The following is a 21,808-nucleotide window of genomic DNA, read 5'->3' on the forward strand; positions in this document are numbered from 1 at the left end:
AGACGGGGCTGCGCCCCGCTTTCCGCTTTTAGGGGCGCGGGGAACTGCGCGAACGGCCCCCACGCACCCGCACCCGCCGACAAAACCGCTCCACCCCGCCCCTCGGGCGAACGGAAATGTGCCGTCAGCCGAAGACGACCGTCCGTCGGCCGTTGAGCAGGATGCGGCGCTCCGCGTGCCACTTCACCGCGCGGGCCAGTGCCTGGCACTCCACGTCGCGGCCGATGGCCACCAGCTGGTCCGGGGTGACGTCGTGGCCGACCCGCTCGACCTCCTGCTCGATGATCGGGCCCTCGTCCAGGTCCGCCGTGACGTAGTGCGCGGTCGCCCCGATCAGCTTCACGCCCCGCGCATGCGCCTGGTGGTACGGCTTCGCGCCCTTGAAGCTCGGCAGGAACGAGTGGTGGATGTTGATGATCCGGCCGCTCAGCTGCTTGCACAGGTCGTCCGAGAGGACCTGCATGTAGCGGGCCAGCACGACCAGCTCGACGTTCTCCTCGCGGACCAGGTCGAGCAGCCGGGCCTCGGCGTCGGCCTTCGTCTCCTTCGTCACCGGGATGTGGTGGAAGGGGACGTGGTAGGACTCCACCAGCTCCGCGAAGTCGGTGTGGTTGGAGACCACGGCCGCGATGTCCACCGGGAGCGCGCCGATCCGGGCACGGAAGAGCAGGTCGTTCAGGCAGTGGCCGAACTTGCTGACCATGAGGACGATGCGCATCCGCTCGTCGGCCCGGTTGATCTGCCAGTCCATGTGGAAGGAGTCACCGATCGCCGCGAAGCTCGCCCGCAGCTTGTCGACCGACACCGGCGCGTCGGCGGAGAAGTGCACGCGCATGAAGAACAGACCGGTGTCGTGGTCCCCGAACTGCTGGCTGTCCTCGATGTTGCAGCCGGTCATGAACAGGTAGCTCGACACGGCATGCACAATGCCCTTTTTGTCCGGGCAGGACAGGGTGAGGACGTACTGGTCGGGCGGGGCGGCCTGGGCTCGGGTGGGCTGATCGGTCATGCACCACAGAATCTCATGCCCGGCCTGCCCCGCCGGTCAGCGTCCGCTTCGCGGACTCACGCCGCCCGCGTGATGATCCGCAGCACCTCCAGGCTGCGCGGCGGGGCGTCCGGGTCGTCGCCGTCGCTCGCCGCCAGGCGTATGTGGGCGTCCCGCGCCGCCCGGACCGCGTCCGGCCAGCCCTGGTGGTCCAGATAGGCGGAGACCGGCGCGTCCGGTCCGACCTGGTGCATGATCCGCAGCACCCGCAGCACGGCGGTGTCGACGAGCGCCGCCTCCTGCGAGTCGCGGAATATCGTCCCGACGTATTTCTCCGCGGACCAGCTGTCCAGCCAGGTGTCCTCGACCAGCCGGTAGACCGCGTCGGTCACGTCGCCGAACCCGTCCTGGCCTGCCAGCCAGACGTTCCGCTGGAACTCCGGGTCGGAGAGCATGTGCAGCGCGGAGCGCACATTGCTGCGCCAGCGCCACCATGGCATGTCATTGAGTGGCATGTCGCCCATGGTGGAGGAGCGACGGCCGCGACGGGAAGAGTTCTCCGAACCTTGCACGGTCATCGATCGTACGTTCCTGGTCACATACCTGTGACCCGCCCCCCGCAATTCACCTTCACGTCACTCCTCGTTGACCATGGGTCACTTCCGGGTTAGCGATGTGACGGAATCGTGCGTGTCCATGACCGGCAGGCGCCCCATACGCAGCACCACCCCCAGCAGCGTCCTCCCCGCGGCCCACCGGCGCGTCAGAGCCACGGCCCTGTCCGCGGTGGCCATGGCGGCCTGTGCCTCACTCGCCGCCGGCTGCGGTGTCATCCCGGGGACGTCGACCTCGACGGACGACTCGCTCAAGGTGATGACCTGGGCTCCGCAGGGCACCAGTGCCACCAACAAGCCCGGCATGCCCGCCATGGCCTCCGCCTACGTCAAGTGGATCAACTCCCGGGGCGGCATCCACGGCCGCAAGCTCGAGCTCGTCACCTGCAACGACCACAACACCAGCGTGGGCGCCGCGAACTGCGCCCAGCGGGCGGCCGACGAGAACGTCGTCGCCGTGGTCGGCTCCTACAGCCAGTTCGGCGACTCCTACTTCGCCCCGCTGGAAGGCGCGGCGATCCCCTACATAGGCGGCTACGGAGCGTCGAACGAGGAGTTCACCAGCCCCGTCTCCTACCCGGTCAACGGCGGCTCGCTCACCCTGCTGGCCGGACTCGGGGAGGCACTGGCCGAGTCCTGCGGCCCGGTCACCCTGGTCCGCCCGGACAGCATCGCCGGCGACCAGCTGCCCCAGCTGCTCGACTCGGGCCTCCAGGCGGCCGGCCACGCCAAGGCGATCGACCAGCTCGCGGCCGAGGACCTCACCGAGTACGACCAGCAGTCGCAGAAGGCGCTGCAGAGCGCCACCTCGGACTCGCTGAACACGGGCTGTGTGGTGCCCGAGCTCGGTGACCGCACGGCCACCTTCATGGACAGCTTCCAGCGGACCCGCCAGGACTACCGGAAGGTGAAGACGGCCGCCGAGGTCGGCAGCGTCGACCAGACGGTGATCAACTCCACCGGCGGTGCGTCCGGCCCGTACGAGGGGTCGTACATCACCGGCTGGTACCCGGTGGCCTCGGACCCGCGCTGGGACGAGATGAAGAAGGTCATCAGCAAGGAGGCCTTCGGCGACAACCGGATCGACCCGGCCGACGCCGGGGTGCAGACCACCTGGATCGCCTACCAGGTGCTCACCGCCGCGCTGGAGAAGATCGGCGACGGCGAGGCCAGCGCGGACAGTGTGCGGCGCACCCTGAACGACGGCCTGAAGGTCTCCACCGGCGGCCTGACCCCGTCCCTGTCCTGGCCCTACCAGGGCAAGCTGGCCGCGGCCGGCTTCGCCCGGCTGGTCAACGCCGACGTGAACGTCCAGACGGTCAAGGGCGGTCTGCTCCAGTCGGCGAACAAGCAGGCCCTGGACATGACCAAGGTCCTGGAGAGCGCCGACCTCAGCTGACCGCCGCGTACGGCCGCGTGCGGCCACGCACAGCCGGGTACGGCCCGGCCGTCACAGCTGGGTCGGCTGCCGCTGGGTCAGTCCGTACTTGCTCGCGATGGTGTTCCACAGCGCGGCCGCCTTCACCTTCTGGCTGCTGGCGGTGCCGCTCTCCCGGTTGCCGGCCGCGGTCTGGCCGGTGCTGCGGGCCTGGCCCTTCTGGCAGCCCTTCTTCCCCTTGGCCTGGTCGGCCCAGGCCGCGTAGTGGTTGTCGGCGTTCGCGGAGGCCTGCCAGGCCTTGGTGAGGGCGGTGCTCAGCGCGGCGTTGTCGGGCAGCTTGTCGACGGACAGCTTCGACAGCCGGGTGACCAGCTCGGCGCGCTGCTGGGCGGCGTTGCGCAGGTCGGAGGCGGAGCCGTCCAGGTTCTGGCACTGCTTCACCTGGGCGACGGCGTTGATCACCGAGGCCCGGCTGCTGCCGCTGTCGGCGAGCAGCTTGTCCAGGGCGACGGCCTGCGCCTTCGCGGGGTCGGCCGCGGCCGCCGAGGAGCCGCCGGTGGCCGAGGAGGACGCGGCCACCGTCTTGCCGGTGTCGTCCGAGCCCCCGCCGCCCCCGCTGAGCAGGGCACCGGCGCCGATGCCGAGCACGGCGATGCCGATGCCGACGGCCGCGATCAGCGGCACCTTCGACCTGCCGCGACCGCCCCGGCCGTCGCCGGTGCCGTCGTCGGCGTGGTCGAACGACGTCGGGGGCGGGGTGTACGCCGGCGGCTGCTGGTAGGCGTTCTGGGGCTGCTGCTGCACGTGCGGCAGATAGGCCGTGGCCGCGGCCGGGGGTTCGCCGCCCGGCCCGCTGCGGAAGAGGTTGTCGAACTCGGCGGGCGGCTGCCGGTCGCCGCCCTGCGGGCCGCCTGCCTGGTACGGCGCGATGAACTGCGTGGCGTCGGCGTCGGAGTGCGCCGCCGGGGCGGCCGGCCCGCCGGCGTAGGGGTTCTGCCCGTGGGACATCTCCGGCGGCAGCGCACCGGCGCCCACCGGGGGTATCAGCTGGGTGGCACCCTCGTCGGCGGGCGCCGCGGGCACCGGCGGTATGTACTGCGTGGCACCGTCGTCCACCGGCGCGGCGGGCACCGGCGGTATGTACTGGGTGGCGCCCTCGTCGGCGGGCGGCAGCGCACCCCCGTAGCCGCCGTGGCCCCCCTGCGGGACGGCGGGCGGCAGCGCGGCGCCCGGAGCGCCGTAGGGGTCCTGGCCGGCGGCCGGGGGCAGCGGGGCGCCGTACGACTGCTGGGGCTGGGGAGCGCCGTAGCCGTACGGCTGTTCGTAGCCGCCGCCGTACGACGGGGCCGGCGCCCCCTCCGGCGGGAGCGCGCCGGCGCCGGGGGCCGAGGCCTGGGCGGCGTGCGACTGAGCCGCGTGGGCCTGGGCGGCGTGCGACTGGGCGTTCCAGGCCGGCGGCAGCTGCGGCGGCTCCTCCGGAGCGGTCCACTCCTGGCCGGCCGCCTGCGGCCAGCCCTGGCCGGGCGGCTGGGACTGCGGACTCTGCTGGTGGCCGGGGCCCCACGGCTGGCCCCAGGACTGGCCCTCGGACGGCGCGGCGGCCGGGGCGGGCTGCTGCGCGACGGGGACGGGGCTGCCCGTCATACCCGGCAGCAGGGGCTCGCCGCCGTCGGAGGGCAGCACGATGCCTTCGCGCGCGGGCTCGCCCTGTCCACTCTGCGTCACCGGGACTCCTACTAATGGGGGACCTTGTGAATCGGACTCACGCTACCGGGTCCCCTCAGCAAGGTGCCACGCAGCCAAGGGCGCGATCTTGTTCCCCGCGACAGCAGTAACGGAACCGCCCCGCGGTGCGCTGTATATGCCGCTTCTTGCGCGGCAATGTGTGGTTTCCCACACGTTCACGCAGCCGCGGGGCAGGAATTCATGCGGCCGCCTGGAGATCCAGGCGCGCTCCGAACTCCCTGACCACCGGTTCGTCCCGGAACGGCTCCAGTCGCTGCTGGAAGTCCTCCAGGTACTCGGCGCCCCGGTTGGAGCGGACCGTCTCCAGGAGCTCCACCGCCTTCGTCCCGGTGGCGCAGGCCTGTTCGATCTCGCGCTGCTGCACCTGGGCTGTGGCGAGGAGCACATAGCCGATCGCCCGGCGCCGGGCCCGGGTCTCCGGGTGCCCCTCCAGCGACTGCTGCGCGCACCTGGCCGCCGCGTCGGCCTGGCCGAGGTCGCGGTGGCAGTGCGCCAGCTCGTCCGCGAGATAGGCCTCGTCGAAGTGCTTGATCCACGCCGGGTCGTCGCCGGACGCCGGATCGGCCGCCTCCATCGCCGACGCCGCCCGGCCGGACGCCAGCTGCGCCGACCGCGCATCGCCCAGCAGGGCGTGGCCGCGGGCCTCGGCCGCGAAGAACATCGCCTCCGCACGCGGGGTCACGCGACCACGCGCCCCCTCCTGCGCCGCCCGCGCCAACTGGGCGATCTCGCGCGGGTTTCCGAGCTGCGCGGCGAGGTGGCTCATGGAGGAGGCGAGCACATAGCCGCCGTAACCACGGTCACCGGCCGCCTGCGCGAGGCGCAGCGACTGGATGTAGTACCGCTGGGCGAGCCCCGGCTGACCGGTGTCGACGGCCATGTACCCGGCCAGTTCGGTGAGTCGGGCGACGGCCGCGAACAACTCCCGCCCCACGGACTCCCGGTAGGAGCCGGCCAGCAGCCCGGAGACGACGCTGTTGAGGTAGTGCACGACGACCGGGCGCACATGCCCGCTGCCGAACTGGTGGTCCAGGTCGGTGAGCGCCTGCGTCATCGCCTTCACGGCGGCCACGTCGGACTGGCCCACCCGCGGCCCCGCCTGCCGCGCGACCTGCGCGTCCGGCGCCGAGATCAGCCAGTCCCGGCTGGGTTCGACGAGCGCGGACGCGGCCACGGACGAACCGGACAGGAAGTCCCGGCGCCCCACGTCACTGCGCCACAGTTCGCAGACCTGCTCGATGGCCCCCAGTACCGTCGGCGAGAACTGGAGACCGACGCCCGACGCGAGGTTCTTGCCGTTGGCCATGCCGATCTCGTCGATCGTGACCGTACGGCCGAGCTTGCGGCCCAGCGCCTCCGCGATGATCGCGGGCGCCCGGCCCCGCGGCTGCTGGCCGCGCAGCCAGCGCGCCACGGACGTCTTGTCGTACCGCAGGTCGAGACCGTGCTCGGCGCCGCACATGTTGACCCGGCGGGCGAGCCCGGCGTTCGAGCACCCCGCCTCCTGGATGAGCGCCTGCAACCGTTCGTTCGGCTGCCGCGCGACAAGCGGCCTTGCGGCCATGGCGTACCCCCTGCGAACTCCCTGTAGGGAAAAGATCCGGCCTTGACGATCACTGCCCAGCGGACATACCGAAAATGCGGGACATGCGAGGATTGCCGGGTAAAGGCAGCGGAATCACGGGTACGACCGCCACCAACCCCCCACGTGTGACTACCCGCTCACGCCCTGGATCCTCCTGCGCGCCCCCACACATGCATCCATGCGCCCCAGTTACGGAAAGGATGCTCCTCCCCCGCGCGCGCTACGCCCGTAACTCCAGGTGGGTGCGGGAGTTGTGTTGAGCGTGGAAGAGACGATCGTGGGCACCGAAGCCGCTCAGATTCCGAAACAGCGCGGGGAATCACTGCTGGAGACCGCCGTACGCTACGCCGAGGAGCGCCACTGGGACGTCTTCCCGGGTACCTGGCTGGAAGCGGTCGAGGGGGTGCAACGCTGTTCCTGCGGGGAGGTCGCGTGCGGCGCGCCCGGCGCGCACGCGGCGCGCCCGGACTGGGCGACGCAGGCCACCGGTAGTGCGACGGTGGCGCGCCGGATGTGGCAGAAGCAGCCGACGGCGTCCATCCTGCTGCCGACGGGGCGGACCTTCGACGCGCTGTCCGTCCCGGAGACGGCGGGGTTTCTCGCGCTGGCGCGCATGGAGCGGATGGAGCTGACGCTGGGACCGGTGACCCTGACCCCGGATCGCCGGATGCAGTTCTTCGTTCTTCCCGGGGCGTCGGTGAAGGTGCCGGACCTGGTACGGAAGCTGGGCTGGTCGCCAGCGTCGCTGGACCTCACGGCGCTCGGGGAGGGGGCCTACGTCCCTGCTCCGCCGACGCGGTACGGGTCGCGGGGCGCCGTGCAGTGGGCGTGCCGGCCGACTGCGGCGAACCGGTGGCTGCCGGATGCGGAGGAGCTGATCTCGCCGTTGGCGTATGCGTGCGGGCGGGACCGGTAGCGCGCCTACCGGGCTGCCGGGTGCGGTGCCGTGGGCGGCTGCGGGGACGTCGTGGCCGGTCGCGCAGTTCCCCGCGCCCCTTACGGGGCGCTGCAGTCGCGTCAGTTTCCCAGCCGCGGGCAGTCGTGCCGCTGGGGCGATGGGGGTCCCCCCGCTCGAGCGAAGCCGAGAGTGGGGGAGGGTGGGCGCGGGCGGCACCCGGCAAGCGCCGGTGAGCGTCCCCACCTCCACCTCAGCCCCCACCCACCCGCACCTTCCCATCCAGGCCGTCCCCCTTAGGGTTCACCCATGACCGATGCCGTGCGTGTTCGTGGGCTCTGGAAACGGTTTGGGCAGCAGGTTGCCGTCGGCGGGATCGACCTGTCGCTGCCCGCCGGGAAGTTCGTCGGGCTCGTCGGACCCAACGGTGCCGGCAAGACCACCACCCTCTCCATGGTGACCGGGCTGCTGCGCCCGGACCAGGGCTCCGTCGAGGTCGTCGGCCACGACGTGTGGCGGGACCCGGTGGCCGTGAAGGCCCGCATCGGCGTCCTCCCCGAAGGCCTCCGCCTCTTCGAACGGCTCTCCGGACGCGAGCTGCTCGGCTACTCCGGCCGGCTGCGCGGCCTCCCCGGCGCCGAGGTCGACAAACGCGCCACCCAGCTCCTCGACGTGCTCGACCTCGCCGGAGCCCAGCACAAACTCGTCGTCGACTACTCGACCGGCATGCGCAAGAAAATCGGGCTCGCCGCCGCTCTCCTCCACAACCCCGAAGTCCTCTTCCTGGACGAGCCGTTCGAGGGCGTCGACCCGGTGTCCGCGCAGACCATCCGGGGCGTGCTGGAGCGGTACACCGCCTCCGGCGCGACCGTCGTCTTCTCCTCCCACGTGATGGAGCTGGTCGAGTCGCTGTGCGACTGGGTCGCGGTGCTGGCGGCCGGGCGGATCCGCGCGACGGGGACGCTGGAAGAAGTGCGCGGGGCGCACGCCACCCTCCAGGCCGCGTTCCTCGAACTCGTCGGGGCGAGCGGCCGGGACACGGTCTCCGACCTGGACTGGCTGGGCGGCGGGGCGGGCCGATGACGGACGTGACCGCCACCGTCGTACGGCTGAAGCTGTCGCTGTTGCGCAACGGGCTGCGGCAGTCCGGCGGCCGGCGGGCCGCGTTCGTCGCGTCGGCGGTCCTCGCGCTGCTGTTCGCGGCAGCGCAACTGCTGGGCCTGGTCCTGCTGCGCGGGCATGCGCACGCGGACGCGGTGGCGGTGCTGGGGGCCGCCGTGCTGGCGCTGGGGTGGGCGGTGATGCCGCTGTTCTTCCCCAGCGGCGACGAGACCCTGGACCCGACCCGGCTGGTGATGCTCCCGCTGCGGCCCCGGCCGCTGGTACGGGCCCTGCTGGCCGCCTCGCTGGTCGGCATCGGCCCCCTGTTCAGCCTGTTGCTGCTGGTGGGCTGTGCGGTGTCGGTGGCGCACGGTGCGGCCGGCTACGCGGTCGCGGTCGTCGCCGTGCCGCTCGCCCTGCTGGTCTGCGTGGCCCTCGCGCGCGCCGTGGCCGCCGCGAACGTACGGCTGCTCAGCAGCCGCAAGGGGCGTGACCTGGCCGTCCTGAGCGGCCTGGTCATCGCCCTCGGGGCACAGCTCGTCAACTTCGGCGCCCAGAGCCTCGGCGCGGCCGGGCTCGGCAGGCTCGCGCCGGTGGCCGACGTGGTGCGGTGGCTGCCGCCCGCGTCGGCGATCGGGGCGGTGCACTCGGCGAGCGAGGGGTCGTACGGCACGGCGCTCCTCCAACTCGTCCTGTCCCTCGCCGCGTCGGCGGCGCTCATCGGCGCCTGGGCGCGGACGCTGACCCGGCTGATGACCTCACCCGACGGTTCCACGATCCAGGCACCCGACGCGGCGGCCCGGGGCCGTTCGGCCACCGGCGGCGGCCTCGGACGGCGGCTGCCCGGCGGCCGCACCGGTACGGTCATGGCGCGCAGCCTGCGCTACGTCTGGCGGGACCCGAAGACCAAGGCCGCCTGGGTGACCTCGCTGGCCATCGGCCTGATCGTGCCCGTCTTCAACGCCGTGCAGGGCACCGGGTCGATCTACTTCGCGTGTTTCGCAGCCGGGATGCTCGGCATCCAGATGTACAACCAGTTCGGGCAGGACACCTCCGCCTTCTGGATGGTCGCGATGACCATTTCGTCCGCGCGGGACGCCTACGTCGAGCTGCGCGGGCGGGCGCTGGCCCTGCTGGTGATCACCCTGCCGTACGCCACGCTGGTGACCGTCCTGACCACGGCCGTGCTGGGCGACTGGCCCCGGCTGCCCGAGGTGCTCGGCGTCTCCTTCGCCCTGCTCGGCGCGATGCTGGCGACCGGCGCCTGGACCTCCGCCCGCTTCCCGTACTCCATCCCCCAGGAAAGCCACCGCAACGTCGCCCCCGGCCAGGCCGGCCTGGCCTGGATCGCGATCTTCGGCGGCATGGTCTCGGCGGCCCTGCTCTGCTCCCCGGTCATCGCCCTGACGATCGCCCTGAACGTCAGTGCGGGCGGCGAGGACTGGACATGGCTGCTGCTGCCGGTGGGGGCGGCCTACGGGGCAGGGATCACCTGGGCGGGCCTGCGCCTGGCGGCACCCCGTACGGCGGCCCGCCTGCCGGAGATCCTGCTCGCTGTCAGCAGGGGCTAGCCACAGGCCCCCTTCAGGCGCCGCGCCCCGTAAGGGGCGCGGGGAACTGCGCGAGGAACCCCCACCGGCCCGCAGCCGCGAGACGACATCGCCGCCCCTCCCGTCGCGCTCTTCACTCCCCCACCCGATCGAGAAACGGCTCCACAGCCGCCCGCCAGGCCTCCGGCCGGTCATACGGCAGCAGATGCCCGGCGTCCGCCACCTCGGCGTACTCCCCCCGGGGAAGCACCCGGACCATCTCCTGCGCCTCCGCCCGCCCCAGCTCCCCGTCCACCCCGCGCACGACCAGCGTCGGGCACGTCACCTGGGCCAGCTCCTCCCAGTGCGCGTCGTACACCCAGGTCTCCCGGGACTTCAGCATCTGCTCGGGGTCGAACACCGGCTGCCAGCCGTCGGCGCACTCGTGCATCACCTCGGCGTAGAACTCCCCGCGCGCCGGGTTCGGCCGCTCCACCCAGGGATCGTCCTCGCCGAACCACTTGCGTACGTCGGCGAGCGTGGCGAACGGCACGGGCCAGGACTTGAACCAGTCGGCCCACTCGCGCTGCGAGGCCGCGCCGAGCGCGGAGGCCCGCATGTCGCAGATGATCAGGCCCCGTACCAGTTCGGGGCGCTTCGCGGCGAGCTGCCAGGCGGTCAGCGCACCCATGGCGTGACCGATCAGCACGACCGGCGCGAGGCCCAGCTGCTCGACGGCGGCCGCGGCGTCCTCGACGTACGCCTCACGGGTGTAGGCGGCCTGCGGGGGCTTGTCGCTCTGGCCGTGGCCGCGCTGGTCGAGGGCGACGGCGCGGTGCCGCCCGGCGAGCCAGCGGGCGGTGGACGCCCAGTGCGAGGCGCGGCCCATCAGGCCGTGCAGTAACAGCACGCCGGGAGACGAGTGGTCCGGATCCTCCGTCTTGGGCGGGTCCGCGAACTCCCAGGCGGCGAGGTGTACGCCGCCGGCTCCTGTCACGTCGATGCGCCGTGCCATGGGCCTGGCACCCCCCTAGCTCCGCGTGCCTAGTGTCGCCTCGTATCGCTTCGTGGTGCTTCGGTACCGATGCAGAGTATCGAGACTATCGAACCTCTATTCGAAAATCGGGTTCCCGCGGACAACACCCCTCATTCGAGTGACCCCTCCCCAGGCATGATCGGCGCCGCCGGGGGGATTTGTTCTGCGGGGGGCGGGCCGCTCGGGGAAAACGGTCCGCGGGGATGACCCTGAGAGCTCGGGGCTCCGGGTCAGCACTGGGGAGGACAGGCCCCGGTACCGAAAGGTGCCGGGGCCAATCCCATGTCCGCGTCCATGTACGTGCCTCCGGCACATCCTCCCCGCCCCCTCAGGTCATATGCCTCTCGCGACAGCCTGGCACGCGAAACGTTCCAGCGCTGCGATTCGGCGCACTGAATCTTGGATTCGGCGCGTTCGACACACACGGGAGAGACGTCGAAGCGAGGCCTCAACTCCCCCGCCGGCAACCGCAGTTGAACGACGCTTCGGTTTCCGGCGATCGACGGAGGGCGCCCGGCGCCGAGCGCCCGACGCCCGCCGCTTGGCGCTCAGCGCTTGGCGACGAACACGTGGGACGCGACGTCCGCCTCCAGCTCGGCCGCCTCGCCGCCGCTGCCCACCAGCACCCCGCCGGCCGACTCCGTCACACTCACCACCGAACCGGGCTGCACCCCCGCCCGCCGCAGCGTGTACATCAGCTGCGCGTCGGTCTGGATGGGCTCGCCGATCCGGCGCACGACCACGGTCTTGCCGTCCGCACCCGGGTCCAGGTCGGCCAGCGACACCATGCTCTCGTCGAGGAACGGGTCCGCGCCGTCCTTCTCGCCCAGCTCCTCCAGGCCCGGGATCGGGTTGCCGTACGGCGACTCGGTCGGATGGCGCAGCAGCTCCAGCACCCGCCGCTCCACGGCCTCGCTCATCACGTGCTCCCAGCGACACGCCTCGGCGTGCACCTGCTCCCACTCCAGGCCGATCACGTCGACCAGCAGGCACTCGGCGAGCCGGTGCTTGCGCATCACACGCGTCGCCAGCCGGCGGCCCTCGTCGGTCAGCTCCAGGTGGCGGTCGGTGGCCACGGACACCAGACCGTCCCGCTCCATCCGCGCCACCGTCTGGCTCACCGTCGGCCCGCTCTGGTCGAGCCGCTCCGCGATGCGGGCGCGCATGGGGACAACGCCTTCCTCTTCGAGTTCGAGGATGGTGCGGAGATACATCTCCGTGGTGTCGATCAGTCCGGACATACGTGCCCCTCGATTTACCTCTGCCGGAAGCCCCGGCCGCGTGCGCTGGCCCTGACACCAATTCTGCCGGATCCCACTGACAAGCGGGGGACACCGGAAAAACGGGGGGTGCGGGCCGTCGTGCACCTGCGGGCCGGCGGGGGTTGCTCGCGCCCGCGCGGCGGAGCCGCATATCGGCTGGGGCCCGCGCCCCTTACGGGGCGCTGCAGTCGCGTCCGCTACATAGCCGCGCCCCCGGCCCCACGCCCCGGCACAGCACAGGCCGTATTGACACCGACCTGGTCCAGACCTGAGGGTGATCCGCAACACACACGCTGACGTGACGCTGCGAAGGGGCCCGCATGAGCGACGGCACGCCCGCCGACCTGTTCTTCGACGCCGCCATCGGCCTCCTGCAACGGGTCCGCGACGAGGAGGCCGAGGCCATCACCGCCGCCGGCACCCTCCTCGCCGACACCGTCACCGCCGGCGGCCGGCTGTTCGCCTTCGGCGCCGGGCACTCCTCCCTCGCCGCACAGGACGTCGTCTACCGCGCCGGCGGCCTCGCCCTCATGAACCTCCTCGCCGCCCCCGGCCTCGTCGGCGTCGACGTGATGCCCGCCACCCTCGGCTCCCGCCTCGAACGCGTCGACGGACTCGCCACCGCCGTCCTCGACACCTCACCCCTGCGCACCGGCGACGCCCTCGTGATCATCTCCCTGTCCGGCCGCAACGCCCTGCCCGTCGAGATGGCCCTCGAAGCACGCCGACGCGGCGTCAAGGTCATCGGCGTGACCTCGGTGGCGTACACCACCGAGACCACCTCCCGGCACGCCTCCGGCACCTACCTCAAGGACCACTGCGACGTCGTCCTCGACTCGAAGATCGCCGTAGGGGACGCCGAACTCACCCTCGACACCATCTCGGCACCCTTCGCACCCGCCTCCACCGTCGTCACCAGCGCCCTGCTCCAGGCGGTCCTGGCCACCACCGCGGCCACCCTCGCCGACCGCGGCACCGAACCCCCGCTGCTGCGCTCCGGCAACGTCGACGGCGGCCACGAATGGAACGCCCGCGTGTTCGAGGAGTACCGCGACCGGATCTTCTACCAGCGCTGAAGCACCACGACCGCTACTGCTGCCGATCCTTCTCGAGGTGCGCCAGATCCAGCACGGTGGCGATGCGTACGGCCACGTCCTCGGCGTACGTCGCGTCCGCCCGCTCGAAACGGTTACGGCCCGCCCCGCGCAGGAACGTCACGACACCCAGCGTCCGCCCCCGGCTGCGCAGCACCGCGCACAACGCGTGCACCGCGTCACCGGGCCACTGCCGCTCCAGCGCCCAGGCCCGCGCCCGGTCCAACGGCACCGAACCCGCGTCCGCCCGCACACTCCCCGCCCGCGCCACGCACTGCAACGCCGGATGCCCCTCCTCATAGCGCACCGGCAGCCCCGCCGCGCCCGTCAGCATGCTCGGCCCCGGCGTCCCGGACGGCGTGGCCGCGATCCGGACCAGCCGGACCGCCCCCACCTCCCCGTCGGCCCGGGAACCGCCCACCACCCGGTCGATCACCGCATGGTCGGCGAACCCGGCCAGCGCGAAGTCCAGATGGACGGTGGCCGCCTCCGCCGGATCCTCGCACTCCGCCGCCGCACGGGCCGCACGATGCAACTGGTTGGCACGGAAGCGCAGCATCGCCGCCTCCTGCTCCGCCTGCTTGGCCTCCGTCACGTCCACGAACAGCCAGCCGACCCCCAACGGCACCGGCTCCTCCGCGAGCGGCGACGCCAGCCGCAGGAACCCGGACCGCCAGCAGCGCCGCTCCTCGCCCTCCGCCGTCCGTACGCTCACCCACATCTCCGCCGGCGCCGGCGGCGCACCCTCGGCCAGCACATGCGTGAGCGCACTCTCCAGGTCCTCCACGCCCACCGCGAGCAGTTCCCCCAGCGGCCGCCCCAACGCCGACGTACGCCCGGTACCGAGCGCCCGCGCGGCATACGCGTTCACGACCGCGGGCCGCAGATCCGCATCGACGAGCACCACGCCCCAGGCCGCGTCCTCGAACAGCGCCTCACTCAGCGCGATCGACCGCTCCAGATCGATCTGCGCATGCACCTCGCTGAACGCGCAGTACACACCCGCCGGCTTCCCGTCCGGCCCGCGCACGGCCGCCGACTGGGTCCGGACGAGGACCCGCCCGCCGTCCTTGGTGAGCAGCGCGAACTCGTGCACCTGCCGCCCCGGGGCATGCATGGCCGACAACAGCCGCCCCTCCACCTCATCGGCGTCCGCCTCACGCACCGCCCACCCGGCGAACCCGTGCCGACCCACCGCCTCGGCCGCCGTCCACCCCAGAATCCGCTCGGCCTCACGGTTCCAGTGCGTGACAAAGCCGTCCGCATCGAACGCACACAGCGCCGCGTCCATGCCGTCGAGCAACGCGGCGAGCAGGTCGGAGCCGCCCGAGTCCTCCGGAACATCCCGCTCCGGATCCGGCTCGGGCTCGTCGGGCCCCAGCTCGTCCGTGGCCCCACTACGCCGGGAAGCACTCACCTGGACCCCCATCAGGCTCACTCACTGCCCTTCATTCAACTCGAACGTGACGCAGCCCACACTGTGTTCCCGCAAGATTGAAGGAATCGTTGCAACCCACCACCCGCCGCCCCCTCACAGCACAAGCCGCAGATCCACCCACTCGTCCCGCTCCCCGTCGAGCACATACCGCTCCACCTCGACAAACCCGAACCGCCGGGCGAACCGCAACCCGTCCTCATTGGCACCCAGCACACACGTCTCGACCACCTCGGCCCCCTGCGCCCGCCCGTACCCGAGCGCGTGCTCGTACAAGGCCGTACCGAACCCCCGCCCCCGAAACTCCGGCAACACCCGCGCGATCACCGTCACCACCCCACCGACGACAGGCCGCACCGTGGAACACCCCACGAGCACATCCCCGTCGTACGCGTTCTCCAGCCGATACCCCCGCGCAACCCGCTCCCCCGCCTCCGCCACCGACATCGCAGCAGCCGGCACAACAACGTTGTGCACATACCGCCACTCCTCCAGTGCCTCGGCCCCGTCCACGAGCCTGACCCGAAACCCACTGGGAATCACCTGCCGCTTTGTCATGGCCGGGACGCTAGGGGGTGGCGGCGTGGCACGTCACCTCCGAAAAAAAATCTCTTGAGCGCTTCCCGTCGGCTTCGTAGGGTGTGAGGCACACGAGAAGGGAGGTGGTTCGGCAGATGTATGACAACCGGACGCGTGAGGTGGCTGCGGGCTAGCGGCCCGTCACCACACCGAGTGCGGTGCCGGACCCGCACGTGACAGACACGTGCAGCCGGCCCAATCCCAGGCAGTCACCCGACCCGCGAGCTCGCCGGTACGTCCGGCCGGCTTCTTCGCCGTGAGGCGGAGGGACCCGAGCTCGCGGGTCGTCTGCGTTTGCGGGGCCTGTATGGGGCTCAGGGGCTGAGGCGTTCCACGTGCCAGGTGCCGTCGGGGTCGGCGACGTAGCGGAGGCGGTCGTGGAGGCGGTTCTGGCGGCCCTGCCAGAACTCGACCGTCTGGGGGGCGATGCGGAAGCCGCCCCAGTGCGGGGGGACCGGGACCTGTTCGCCCTCGGGGTAGCGGGCGGTGAGCTCGGCGTACGAGGCGTCGAGTTCGGCGCGGGAGTAGATGACCGAGGACTGGGTGCTGGCCCAGGCGCCGAGCTGGGAGCCGTGCGGGCGGGTGCGGAAGTAGGCGGCGGTCTCGTCGCGGCCGGTGCGGCGGGCGGTGCCGGTGACGACGACCTGGCGGGCGATGGCGTGCCACGGGAAGACCAGCGAGACGTACGGGTTCGCGGCGAGGTCCTGGGCCTTGCGGGAGTCGTAGTTGGTGTAGAAGACGAAGCCGCGGGTGTCGTACTGCTTCATCAGGACCGTGCGTGAGCTGGGGCGTCCCTCGGCGTCGGCGGTGGCGAGGACCATCGCGTTGGGTTCGTAGATCATGCCGTCGGCGGCGGCCCGCGCGGCCTGTTCGAACCACTGGGTGAACTGGTCCATGGGGTGCGCGGCCAGGTCGTGCTCTTCGAGTCCTTCGGCCCGGTAGTGCTTGCGCATCGCGGCGGGGTCGAGGATGGGTTCGTCGGAGGCGGCGGCGTCGCGATCGGTCACGCGGTCATCTTGCCGTATCGCTCTGTGCGGCACCGGAGGATGGGGATGGCGCGGAGTGTGGCACTGAGTGCCGCTGGGGTCCCCAAGTCTGGCACTGCGAGTTATGGTGCAGTTGCCTCCGCCTACACCCATGAGGAGCCGCCCCATGTCGGACTTCGTACCCGGGCTCGAAGGAGTCGTCGCGTTCGAGACGGAGATCGCCGAGCCGGACAAGGAGGGCGGCGCCCTGCGGTACCGGGGTGTCGACATCGAGGATCTGGTCGGGCATGTCTCGTTCGGGAACGTGTGGGGGCTGCTGGTCGACGGGGCCTTCAATCCGGGGCTGCCGCCGGCCGAGCCGTTTCCGATCCCCGTCCATTCGGGTGACATCCGGGTGGATGTGCAGTCGGCGCTCGCCATGCTGGCGCCGGTGTGGGGGTTGAAGCCGCTGCTCGACATCGATGCGGACCAGGCGCGGGAGGATCTGGCGCGGGCCGCGGTCATGGCGCTGTCGTACGTCGCCCAGTCGGCGCGTGGGCAGGGGCTGGCGATGGTGCCGCAGCGGGAGATCGACAAGGCGCACTCGGTGGTGGAGCGGTTCATGATCCGGTGGCGTGGGGAGCCGGATCCGAAGCATGTGGCGGCCGTGGACGCCTACTGGACCTCGGCTGCCGAGCACGGGATGAACGCGTCCACGTTCACGGCGCGGGTGATCGCCTCGACGGGGGCCGATGTCGCGGCCGCGCTGTCGGGTGCGGTGGGGGCCATGTCGGGGCCGTTGCACGGGGGTGCGCCGTCGCGGGTGCTCGGGATGATCGAGGAGATCGAGCGGACCGGGGACGCGGTGGGGTATGTCAGGCGGGCGCTGGACCGGGGTGAGCGGCTGATGGGGTTCGGGCACCGGGTGTACCGGGCGGAGGATCCGCGGGCGCGGGTGCTGCGGCGGACGGCGCGGGAGCTGGGGGCGCCGCGGTTCGAGATCGCGGAGGCGTTGGAGAAGGCGGCGCTGGAGGAGCTGCACAACCGGCGGCCGGATCGGGTGCTGGCCACGAACGTGGAGTTCTGGGCGGCGATCATGCTGGACTTCGCGGAGGTGCCGGCGCACATGTTCACGTCGATGTTCACGTGTGCGCGGACGGCGGGGTGGTCGGCGCACATTCTTGAGCAGAAGCGGACGGGGCGGTTGGTGCGGCCGTCGGCGGAGTATGTGGGGCCGGGGGTGCGTAAGCCGCAGGACATCGAGGGGTATGCGGATATCGCCCACTGAGTTGCCTCTTGGGGTGCGTGGGCGGGTGCGGGTGTGTGTGGGAGCTGGTCGCGCCCACGCGGCGGAGCCGCAAATCAAATACAGCCCCGCGCCCCTCACGGGGCGCTGTCCAGCACCTCGTCCAGCAGTGCCGCCCACTGTGTCACCACTCGTTCCCGTCTCGCCCTGTCGTCCGTGAGGAGGTTGGCCAGGCCCAGGCCCCTCGCCATGTCCAGGAGTCCCTGGACTGTCTCTCGGGCGCCTGGGCGGGTCTCGTCCGCGGACAGGAGGTCGACGGCGATGCGGTGGGTCTCGCGGCCCACTCGGGCCTCCAGCTCTGTCACCCGGGGGCGGAGCTGGTCCTCGTTGGAGGCGGCGACCCAGAGGTGGAGGGCGGCGCGGAAGAGGGGGCCGGTGTAGAGGTCGACGAGGGCGGAGACGACGGCTCTGCGGTCGCCGGCGGCCGCGCCCTGCGGGAACAGGGCGCGCAGGGCTGTGGAGCGTTCTTCGGCGACGTATTCGACGGCGGCCGTGAAGAGGTCCTCGCGGGTCGGGAAGTGGTGCTGGGCGGCGCCCCGGGAGACGCCGGCGCGTTCGGCGACGACGGCGACCGTGGAGCCCGTCCAGCCGTGTTCGGCGAGGCAGGCCACGGCGGCTTCCAGGAGGCGCTGCCGGGTGGCCCGGCTGCGGTCCTGCTTCGGCGCGCGTTCCGCCGTACCCGCACCCGTACCCGTGCTCGCACCCGTGTTCACACCACCCACGCCGCGTCCCGTCTTTCGAGGAAGGCCGTCATCCCCTCGCGGGCCTGGTCGGAGGAGAACAGCCGGGCCGAGAGTGCGGTGAGGTTGGCCGCGTCCCGGTCGAATGTCTCCAGCACCCTAGCCGTGAGCAGCTGTTTCGTCTCGGTCAGGGCCTGGGGGGCGGAGCGGCGGAGGCCGTCGAGGATGGGGGCCAGGGCGGTGTCGACGTCGTCGGCCGTGGTGGTGAGGAGGCCCAGGCGTACGGCCTCGGGCGGGTCGAAGCGTTCGCCGGTGAGGTAGTAGCGGGCGAGGGTGCGGGGGTCGGCGCGCGGGAGGAGGGGGAGGGAGATCACCGCGGGGGCGACGCCGATCCTCACCTCGGTGAAGGCGAAGGTGGATTCGGTGGAGGCGGCGGCGATGTCGCAGGCGGCGAGGAGGCCGAGGCCGCCCGCGCGGACGTGGCCGGTGACGCGGGCGACGACCGGTTTGGGCAGTTCGAGGAGTTGGCGGAGGAGGCCTACGACGGCGTCGGGGTGGGGTGGGTCGCGCAGGTCGGCGCCGGCGCAGAAGGTGCCGCCGGTGTGGGTGAGGACGACGGCGCGGACGTCGGGGTCCTTGGCGCAGTCGGTGAGGGCCTCGGCGAGTTCGGTGACGAGGGCGGCGGACAGGGCGTTCCGGGTGGCGGTGGCGTCGAGGCTGAGGGTGGTGACGGCACGCGTGTGTGTCTGTCCGATCGACGTCATGGGCCCTCCTCGGGTTCCGCGGTCCTGGCGAGGGCGCGCAGTTCGCGGCGGAGTATCTTTCCGGAGGCCGCGCGGGGCACTCCGGCGATGAAGGTGACCTTGCGGACGCGCTTGTAGGGCGCGACGCGTTCGGCGACGTACAGCATGGCCTCGTTCTCGGTGAGGTCGTGGGCGGTGGGCTGGCGGACGACGAAGGCGTGCGGGATCTCGTTGCCGTCCTCGTTGTAGGCGCCGACGACGGCGGCGTCGGCGATGCCCGGGTGGGTGAGCAGGAGGGCCTCCAGTTCGGCGGGGGCCACCTGGAAGCCCTTGTACTTGATGAGCTCCTTGACCCGGTCGACGACGAACAGCCAGCCGTCCGCGTCGACGTGGCCGACGTCCCCGGTGTGCAGCCAGCCGTCGGTGTCGATCATGTCGGCGGTGGCGTCGGGGCGGCCGAGGTAGCCCTTCATGACCTGGGGGCCGCGGATGAGGATCTCGCCCGGTTCACCGGTGCCGATGTCCTTGTGCGGGTCGTCGAGGGACACGATCCGCATCTCGGTGCCGGCGATGAGCTTGCCGACGGTGCCGGGCGGCGCCTGGTCCAGGGCGTCGAGCGGGGTGACGTGCGCGCCGGGCGAGAGTTCCGTCATGCCGTAGGCCTGCGCGACCGGCGGCAGGCCGAGGCGCTGCGAGCAGGCGGCGGCGAGCCGGGCGTCGAGGGGAGCGGCGGAGCAGAGGACGTACTTCAGGGAGGAGAGGTCGTACTCGGCGACCGCGGGGTGCTTGGCGAGGGCCAGGACGATCGGCGGGGCGACGTACAGGCCGGTGATGCGGTGGTTCTGGATCGCCGCGAGGAAGGTCTCCAGGTCGAAGCGGGGCAGGACGACGACGGTGGCGCCCTTGCGCAGCGGCGCGTTCATGAGGGCGGTGAGGCCGTAGATGTGGAAGAGGGGGAGGACCGCGAGGATGCGGTCGCCGGGGCCGGTCGGGACGGCGGGTTCGAGCTGGGCGAGGTTGGTGGCGATCTGCCGGTGGGTGAGCATCACGCCCTTGGGGACGCCGGTGGTGCCGGAGGAGTACGGCAGTGCGGCGACGTCCTCGACGGGGTCGATGTCGACCTGTGGCTCGGGGGCTTCGCCGGCCAGCATGTCGATCAGCGAGCGGTGTCCGGTGGCGCTGTCGCAGACGAATATCTCCGCTATGCCGCCGGCGAGTTCGGCGGCCCGGCGGGCGGTTTCCAGGAGCGGCGAGACAGTGACGATCCAGCGGGCGGCGGAGTCCTTGAGCTGTTTGGCGAACTCCTCGGGGGTGGCGAGCGGGTGCACGGTGGTGACGGAGGCTCCCGCGCGCGTGGCCGCGTAGAACGCGGTCGGGAAGGCGACCGTGTTCGGGCTGTGCAGGGCGAGGACGTCGCCCTTGCGGACGCCGGCGTCGGCGAAGGCGGCCGCGATCCGCCGGTGGAAGCGGTCCAGTTGTGCGTAGGTGAGGGTGGTGCCGTCGGTGCCGTCGATCAGGGCGGGCGTGTCGCCGAACTCGGCGGCCCGGCCCAGTACGGCCTCGTGGATGGGGAGTTCTACGGGCGGAACGTCTGCGTACTCGCTGCGGAACACGGTTCCTCCAAGGCGGCCTTGGGCCTCGGTACGGCCTGAGTGCGACCTCAGTACGACTTGGGCAGGCCGAGGGTCTGGTGGGAGACGTAGTTGAGAATCATCTCCCTGCTCACCGGAGCAATACGAGCCACGCGCGCGGCCGTTATCAACGAGGCGAGTCCGAATTCCCGGGTGAGTCCGTTGCCGCCGAGGGTGTGCACGGCCTGGTCGACCGCCTTCACGCACGCCTCCCCTGCCGCGTACTTGGCCATGTTGGCGGCCTCGCCTGCGCCGATGTCGTCGCCGGCGTCGTACAGGTACGCGGCTTTCTGCATCATCAGGCGGGCGAGTTCGAGGTCGATGTGGGCCTGGGCGAGGGGGTGCGCGATGGCCTGGTGGGCGCCGATGGGGGCCTTCCAGACGGTGCGGTCGCGCGCGTACTCGATCGCTTTGGAGAGCGCGTAGCGGCCCATGCCGATCGCGAACGCGGCCGTCATGATCCGCTCGGGGTTGAGGCCGGCGAACAGTTGCAGCAGGCCGGCGTCCTCGTCGCCGACGAGGGCGTCCGCGGGCAGCCGTACGTCGTCGAGGGTGAGCTCGAACTGCTTCTCGGCGGCGCTCAGTTCCATGTCGATGGGGGTCTTCTGGAAGCCCTCGGCGTCGGTGGGGACGATGAACAGGCAGGGCTTGAGGGTGCCGGTGCGGGCGTCTTCGGTGCGGCCGACGATCAGGACCGCGTCGGCCATGTCGACGCCGGAGATGAAGACTTTGCGGCCGGTGAGCAGCCAGTCGCCGCTCGCCGGGTCGCGGCGGGCGGTGGTGGTGATGCGGTGGGAGTTGGAGCCGGCGTCGGGTTCGGTGATGCCGAAGGCCATCAGGCGGGAGCCGTCGGAGAGGCCGGGGAGCCAGGCCCGCTTCTGTTCCTCGGTGCCGAAGCGGGAGATCACGGTGCCGCAGATGGCGGGTGAGACCACGAGCATGAGGAGCGGGGAGCCTGCGGCGCCCAGTTCCTCCAGGACGATGGAGAGTTCGGCGATGCCGCCGCCTCCGCCGCCGTGTTCCTCCGGGAGGTTGACGCCGAGGTAGCCGAGTTTTCCGGCCTCTTGCCAGAGTTCGGTCGGGTGGCCTCCGGCGGCGATCACCGAGGTCATGTAGGTGCGGCCGTATTTCCTGCCGAGGGTCGCTACGGCCTCGCGGAGTGCCTTGTGTTCGTCGGTTTCGATTTGGGGGGGCACGATGCTCCTTCGAGTGCGGGTTGTGTGTGGTTGCTCGCGCTCACG

The 21,808-nt window shown here is 71.7% G+C and carries 19 protein-coding genes; 6 read left to right on the forward strand and 13 right to left on the reverse strand.

All coding sequences use genetic code 11. The features are described 5' to 3' along the window. Positions 1 to 124: 124 nt before the first annotated feature. Both purU and ACWGKQ_RS06640 read right to left on the reverse strand, forming a co-directional pair. A complete protein-coding gene (gene purU / locus ACWGKQ_RS06635) occupies positions 125 to 1,009 on the reverse strand; it encodes a formyltetrahydrofolate deformylase (protein ID WP_453290767.1) in 885 nt (294 codons plus the stop codon). Between the two features lie 56 nt (positions 1,010 to 1,065). Then, complete coding sequence (locus ACWGKQ_RS06640) at positions 1,066 to 1,566, reverse strand: SCO4402 family protein (RefSeq protein WP_453290768.1); 501 nt, start codon at positions 1,564 to 1,566, stop codon at positions 1,066 to 1,068. 118 nt (positions 1,567 to 1,684) lie between these two features. Between ACWGKQ_RS06640 and ACWGKQ_RS06645 the strand changes: the two genes are divergently transcribed. Continuing rightward, complete coding sequence (locus ACWGKQ_RS06645; protein ID WP_453290769.1) at positions 1,685 to 3,001, forward strand: ABC transporter substrate-binding protein; 1,317 nt, start codon at positions 1,685 to 1,687, stop codon at positions 2,999 to 3,001. Positions 3,002 to 3,052: 51 nt separating this feature from the next. Here ACWGKQ_RS06645 and ACWGKQ_RS06650 read toward each other — a convergent pair whose 3' ends face one another. Then, a complete protein-coding gene (locus ACWGKQ_RS06650; RefSeq protein ID WP_453290770.1) occupies positions 3,053 to 4,705 on the reverse strand; it encodes a hypothetical protein in 1,653 nt (550 codons plus the stop codon). Positions 4,706 to 4,904: 199 nt separating this feature from the next. Further along, on the reverse strand, positions 4,905 to 6,290 hold the full coding sequence (locus ACWGKQ_RS06655) for a transcriptional regulator (protein WP_453290771.1): 1,386 nt from the start codon (positions 6,288 to 6,290) through the stop codon (positions 4,905 to 4,907). A gap of 274 nt (positions 6,291 to 6,564) precedes the next feature. Here ACWGKQ_RS06655 and ACWGKQ_RS06660 point away from each other — a divergent pair, with 274 nt between their 5' ends. The 3 genes from ACWGKQ_RS06660 to ACWGKQ_RS06670 all read left to right on the forward strand — a co-directional run bounded on the left by ACWGKQ_RS06660 (position 6,565) and on the right by ACWGKQ_RS06670 (position 9,878). Beyond that, a complete protein-coding gene (locus ACWGKQ_RS06660) occupies positions 6,565 to 7,227 on the forward strand; it encodes a bifunctional DNA primase/polymerase (protein WP_453290772.1) in 663 nt (220 codons plus the stop codon). 288 nt (positions 7,228 to 7,515) lie between these two features. After that, positions 7,516 to 8,289, forward strand: a complete 774-nt coding sequence (locus ACWGKQ_RS06665) for an ABC transporter ATP-binding protein (protein ID WP_453290773.1) — start codon at positions 7,516 to 7,518, stop codon at positions 8,287 to 8,289. Beyond that, positions 8,286 to 9,878 carry a transporter gene (locus tag ACWGKQ_RS06670; protein ID WP_453290774.1) on the forward strand — a complete coding sequence of 531 codons (1,593 nt, stop codon included), beginning with the start codon at positions 8,286 to 8,288 and terminating at the stop codon, positions 9,876 to 9,878. The genes ACWGKQ_RS06665 and ACWGKQ_RS06670 overlap by 4 nt, the downstream gene beginning before the upstream one ends. A gap of 112 nt (positions 9,879 to 9,990) precedes the next feature. Here the strand turns inward: ACWGKQ_RS06670 and ACWGKQ_RS06675 are convergent, their stop codons facing one another. Next, complete coding sequence (locus tag ACWGKQ_RS06675) at positions 9,991 to 10,851, reverse strand: alpha/beta fold hydrolase (RefSeq protein ID WP_453290775.1); 861 nt, start codon at positions 10,849 to 10,851, stop codon at positions 9,991 to 9,993. 569 nt (positions 10,852 to 11,420) lie between these two features. Further along, complete coding sequence (locus ACWGKQ_RS06680) at positions 11,421 to 12,113, reverse strand: metal-dependent transcriptional regulator (protein WP_351702825.1); 693 nt, start codon at positions 12,111 to 12,113, stop codon at positions 11,421 to 11,423. Positions 12,114 to 12,454: 341 nt separating this feature from the next. Between ACWGKQ_RS06680 and ACWGKQ_RS06685 the strand changes: the two genes are divergently transcribed. Continuing rightward, the gene (locus ACWGKQ_RS06685; RefSeq protein WP_453290776.1) at positions 12,455 to 13,210 is read left to right on the forward strand and encodes an SIS domain-containing protein; all 756 of its coding nucleotides are present in this window, start codon (positions 12,455 to 12,457) and stop codon (positions 13,208 to 13,210) included. Positions 13,211 to 13,223: 13 nt separating this feature from the next. Here the strand turns inward: ACWGKQ_RS06685 and ACWGKQ_RS06690 are convergent, their stop codons facing one another. The 3 genes from ACWGKQ_RS06690 to pdxH all read right to left on the reverse strand — a co-directional run bounded on the left by ACWGKQ_RS06690 (position 13,224) and on the right by pdxH (position 16,249). After that, positions 13,224 to 14,645 carry a PAS domain S-box protein gene (locus ACWGKQ_RS06690; protein WP_453290777.1) on the reverse strand — a complete coding sequence of 474 codons (1,422 nt, stop codon included), beginning with the start codon at positions 14,643 to 14,645 and terminating at the stop codon, positions 13,224 to 13,226. A 114-nt stretch (positions 14,646 to 14,759) separates the two neighbouring features. After that, positions 14,760 to 15,221 carry a GNAT family N-acetyltransferase gene (locus tag ACWGKQ_RS06695; RefSeq protein ID WP_453290778.1) on the reverse strand — a complete coding sequence of 154 codons (462 nt, stop codon included), beginning with the start codon at positions 15,219 to 15,221 and terminating at the stop codon, positions 14,760 to 14,762. 335 nt (positions 15,222 to 15,556) lie between these two features. Further along, complete coding sequence (gene pdxH, locus ACWGKQ_RS06700) at positions 15,557 to 16,249, reverse strand: pyridoxamine 5'-phosphate oxidase (protein WP_453290779.1); 693 nt, start codon at positions 16,247 to 16,249, stop codon at positions 15,557 to 15,559. A 145-nt stretch (positions 16,250 to 16,394) separates the two neighbouring features. Here pdxH and ACWGKQ_RS06705 point away from each other — a divergent pair, with 145 nt between their 5' ends. Then, positions 16,395 to 17,495, forward strand: a complete 1,101-nt coding sequence (locus ACWGKQ_RS06705) for a citrate synthase 2 (RefSeq protein WP_453290780.1) — start codon at positions 16,395 to 16,397, stop codon at positions 17,493 to 17,495. A gap of 95 nt (positions 17,496 to 17,590) precedes the next feature. Here the strand turns inward: ACWGKQ_RS06705 and ACWGKQ_RS06710 are convergent, their stop codons facing one another. The 4 genes from ACWGKQ_RS06710 to ACWGKQ_RS06725 are packed head-to-tail and all read right to left on the reverse strand — an operon-like array spanning position 17,591 to position 21,763. Then, complete coding sequence (locus tag ACWGKQ_RS06710) at positions 17,591 to 18,235, reverse strand: TetR/AcrR family transcriptional regulator (protein WP_453290781.1); 645 nt, start codon at positions 18,233 to 18,235, stop codon at positions 17,591 to 17,593. Then, complete coding sequence (locus tag ACWGKQ_RS06715; protein ID WP_453290782.1) at positions 18,223 to 18,957, reverse strand: enoyl-CoA hydratase family protein; 735 nt, start codon at positions 18,955 to 18,957, stop codon at positions 18,223 to 18,225. The genes ACWGKQ_RS06710 and ACWGKQ_RS06715 overlap by 13 nt, the downstream gene beginning before the upstream one ends. Further along, a complete protein-coding gene (locus tag ACWGKQ_RS06720; protein ID WP_453290783.1) occupies positions 18,954 to 20,549 on the reverse strand; it encodes a 4-coumarate--CoA ligase family protein in 1,596 nt (531 codons plus the stop codon). The genes ACWGKQ_RS06715 and ACWGKQ_RS06720 overlap by 4 nt, the downstream gene beginning before the upstream one ends. Before the next feature lie 47 nt (positions 20,550 to 20,596). After that, a complete protein-coding gene (locus tag ACWGKQ_RS06725) occupies positions 20,597 to 21,763 on the reverse strand; it encodes an acyl-CoA dehydrogenase family protein (RefSeq protein WP_453290784.1) in 1,167 nt (388 codons plus the stop codon). Positions 21,764 to 21,808 lie beyond the last annotated feature (45 nt).

The organism is Streptomyces sp. NPDC054770, from assembly GCF_053611985.1.